Raw genomic sequence first — 4,067 nt, forward strand, 5'->3', positions numbered from 1 at the left:
GTTCCTAATTCACTATTTCCATAAGGTTTAGTCGCATCTGTGATGATGCCATCACTAGATTCAATTTCATTAATAACTTTTGAAATTCCATTCACATTTCTGACTTGTTTGACGTTTAAACCAAATGGAGTATAAAAGCTCTCGATTTGCTCACCGTCTGGTGTATTCACTGTGACTTTTCTTTCATCGTTCACATAGTCAACGGTTGTGGTTCGAATGTCTCCACCAAATGGTACTTGACGATAAGTTTTAATTCGATCCAGATAGTCATAATCATATTCGACTTCACTTGTATCTGGATAGATGATCTCCTTGATGGTTCCATCGGTATTATAATCATATTGAATCGTTAAAGATGTCGGACTTTGACCTTCTTCTAAAGTCACTTTTGTCGTTTCAGTTTTTAACTTTGCATCATCTGTGTACGTAAAATCTTTTTCCGTTACGATTTTCTCCGTACCAAATTGATCTCCAGAGGCATAGATATCCAAAGAAGTTAACAATTCATTAATATATTGAACATCTGTTTTAAAAACATCTAACTTATTTGACGAACTGAATGGATCTTGATACGTATACGTTTCCGTAGTAAAATCTGGCATATAATCATCGTAAAAAAGTTCTTTTTGATAAGTGGTTAGACCATCTGCTGAATATAAAGTTACATTTGAAAGTTGATGGAAATTTGCATCATCATATTCATACGTCGTTACATTCCCTAACGGGTCTACTTCTTGTACAACTTTACCGTAACTATCATATTCATATCTAGAGACAAGTTTATTGATTGTATCTAAACTATTAATTAAAGGAAACTGTTCATTTTTTATTAACAGAGCATCATTATAACCATCTTCTTCTACTCTTTCCCAATAACTAGGAATTTCATCTGTATACTGATAAATGGATCTGGGTTTAGTAGCATCTCTCAAATAACTATATTCTGTTACAACACTAGATTGAGATAAGTATGTCTGTCCATCTTCAACAAACTGAAATTCACTTTCTTTTGAGTCATTGATCCAAGTATAATTCAATAAAAATGTTGAACCATTATTTACATAATGATAATAAGTCTCTTTCCCACTGGATGTTGTTTCTTTAATGGTTTGTCTATCCCCGAATCGAGATGAACTTCTTAGTCGTGGAATTTTCGACTTTTCATTTTTCCAATATTCTTTAAAGTTCCAACCATGATCTCTATGAAGATTTTCATATTCAATATAATTCATGGAAGAAGGATTGACAGCATCTTCGTAATTAAAATCAATACGATTCACTGCAAGATATGACATATGTTGTAACGCATAACGGTCTAAAAATAAACGTGTGCTATTTCGTTCCTCTACAGCCATACCCATTTCATTAATTCCATCATAATCAAACCACCTTGGATTATACTGATCATAATTAAATTTCAATTGTGTTCCATTATTAAATGTTATATTTTTTAACAATAAATACGGGATTTCTGCATATTTATCTATCTGTTTATCGTAGATGTCAAACACCTCAAAGAAGGTACTATCATCATCACTTATCCATTTTTCAAGATAGGTATTGGGATCATCATAATCATCTTCATCTCTTATCCTTCTACCATCATCATCTCTCGTATAGTGAGTGTAAGGTTCCAATAGTAAATTAAAATCAGCTAGTGTTGTTGAATCCACTGTATAGTAATCATAGGATTCTAATACATTGTGACTTTCATCTTTAACTGCATTAAGCCTCCAAAAAGAAACATTCCTATCTATTATATTTGAATCTGAACTATACTTGTAAGTTATATTTTGGGACCTATAGGATGTATCATAATTAACTTCTTGAATCGTATTCCCTGTACTATCCATAGCTTTAATCCTAGAGATCACAAGATCATCATTTCTATAAATCGTAATGATTCTACCCAATGTATCTGTAATGATAATATCGTTGTTCACATATTCATAGTCTACAATCATATTATTAATGTGACTGTATTTTTGAATAATACGACCTTGATCATCAAAATCGTATAGGGTGTTTCCTACCCCTAGAGTAAATGTCTCTATATCAAAACCTAACATATTATCATTGTACTGATCAGGACCATTCTCAAAGTTAAAGTGTTGTCTGAACCCATTGGCTCTAACTTCCAAAGAAACTTCATTCACATAAGGATGATTCACCAATTCCATCTTTGGAGAACCATTAATATCAGTTAAACGAAATTCATAAGAACTCCCATTTTCGACTGTAAACACAAATTTCATAGAGGGTTCATCTTCATCAAAAATATAATTGTTCACATATACGTCTTCATCTGAGCTATCTTCACCTAGGTAGTTGATATCATGTACAATCTTACCATTAATATCAAGATCCATTTCCAAGTAAGGTAAGTTTAAGCTCCAACCGGTTGCAATAAATCCATTTTTTACATCTTCTGGATCAATTTCATTTGCATAGTTAGAGCTACGGTTTGCCTCTGGTTGCATTATTTTACTATCTAAAGAGTTATATTGCCTAGTAAGCACAATGTCAAAACCATTCTTACCTGGTAAATAAATATCTGTTGCACTTCTATTTGCCGTTCGATACAAAGGATCTACAAATTGATTGGACTTAATATCATACGTATACTCATTATTAAATTCTGTAAATGTATAATCAACTACAGCAGTTTTTGAAAGTAATTTCTCTGAGTCTTGCAAAGGATTAACATCTGATTGCTCTGGTTGATCTTTTTGTAGTTCCTTCATATACGCTTCTGGATTGGTATGATATTGATATTGCGTAATGGCCACTGGAAGCAATTCTTCCAAAGTCTTATAGTCTTCTTCATTTAAAGCAGCTATTTTTTCATTAATCAATTCAGTTTCTAAATGAAATAGCTCTGATTTTTCTTCCTTATTTAATTGATCAAAGAAATCAGGATCAAAATAAGCTGCGATGAGTAAAAGATCACCCTCAAGTTGAGGTAATTCCTTCCTTTCCTTTGGAGGAATTCCTTGTGAATCTATATTAGGAACAATCGTATTTAAATAAAATGAATTTCCTGCTATACCACTTATTTTTAAATAATAGATTTCTGTTTTTGCTGGTATATAGTTTAATGTAAAAGAAGGAATATTTTCTGATTCTTCAGTTGTTAGAACTAATTCTATGTTATTGTCAGATTCAAATTGATAAGATTGACCTGCTACTAGTTCTGTTTTATACCAGATGTATCCTGTATCACCCATTTCTCCTGTTAATTTTTCATTAACATCAAATGAAAATGCAGTTTCTTGTGACAGACCGTTCTCATTTCCAGGATCAATTACCTCTGGTACTTCTTCGGTTTCTTCTGATTCAAGTTCTTCTTCTATACCCTCTTCTTCAATGGTTTCTTCATTTTCAGATTCCTGTTCACTTGGTTGATCCGTATCTACCTGTTCAGAGTCTTCTACTAATTCTAGTGCTCCAGCTACATTGGTCAAACCAAAGCCATACTCATGAGCTTCACCTAATGATGTTGCAGTTTCATACAATTTGTTCTTCACTTCATTTGCTGTAAGCTTCTTATCTGATCCCCAAATGAGAGCTGCTGCCCCCGTGACATGAGGAACAGCCATCGAAGTTCCACTCATTTCACCATACTCTTCATCCTCAAGCGTACTTAAGATCGAAGTACCTGGGGCAACAAGATCTAATGCTAAACCTGTACTAGAATAATCAGCTCTCACTAAGGTTTCATCTACAGAACCTACTGAGATGACTTCAGGAAATAATGCAGGATACACTATTGTTTGTTCACCTTCACCACCATTTCCTGCAGCAGCAATGACTAAGATCCCTTGATCCACTGCTTCTTTGATGATTTCATGAAGGGCTTGGCTGTAAATTTCTGCTCCAAAACTCATAGAGATAATATCAATTTTGTTATCCATTGCCCATTGAATACCTTCAATGACTTGTGCATAAGAACCATTTCCATCTTCATTAAGTACTTTCACTGCATACAGATTCCCTTTAGGAGCTACCCCAACAACACCTTCATTATTATTGAGTGCAGCTATGGTGCCAGCTACATGAGTTCCATG

The 4,067-nt window shown here is 33.6% G+C and carries 1 protein-coding gene; it reads right to left on the minus strand.

Annotated features, from left to right (window positions below; genetic code table 11):
• A partial coding sequence (locus ERL59_RS19090) for a S8 family serine peptidase (protein ID WP_160647844.1) occupies positions 1 to 4,067 on the minus strand: 4,067 nt, incomplete at both ends.

Origin of the sequence: Chengkuizengella marina (assembly GCF_009910845.1) — a bacterium.
Taxonomy (GTDB): Bacteria; Bacillota; Bacilli; order Paenibacillales; family KCTC-33759; genus Chengkuizengella; species Chengkuizengella marina.